Origin of the sequence: Caballeronia sp. INML2, from assembly GCF_023631365.1 — a bacterium.
Classification (GTDB): Bacteria; Pseudomonadota; Gammaproteobacteria; order Burkholderiales; family Burkholderiaceae; genus Caballeronia; species Caballeronia turbans.
In genome coordinates this window covers 1-274 of the sequence record NZ_JALQDH010000242.1, presented here as the reverse complement: position 1 = coordinate 274, position 274 = coordinate 1, and the positions used below count along the sequence as shown (strand labels likewise).

Below are 274 nucleotides of genomic sequence, written 5' to 3'. Positions count from 1 at the left end.
TGCGCTGCAACCTTTGCTTCGGCTGCTTGGATCTCGGCCGGATACGTCACGCGATCCATGCTTGGGTTGTATCCAGCACGTTCGAGTTGGACCAGTTCTGCCTTTACTTGCGCGCGGGTCACCGGTTGGCTTTGAGCAAAAGAAGAAACTGCCGGGATAGCGAGTGCAACGAATTGAAGGCGTTGGAGTTATTACAACAGGCGGTTCTGCTCTAGCGGCAACGTCACGACCTATGAACACAGGGCGCCAGGACAATCGAATTCGCGCTGCGCGC

Annotated in this window: 1 protein-coding gene; it reads right to left on the bottom strand. The window is 56.2% G+C overall.

From position 1 onward, the window contains the following. A partial coding sequence (locus tag NCT32_RS37170) for a DUF4148 domain-containing protein (RefSeq protein WP_250491580.1) occupies positions 1 to 158 on the bottom strand: 158 nt, incomplete at its 3' end. Positions 159 to 274 lie beyond the last annotated feature (116 nt).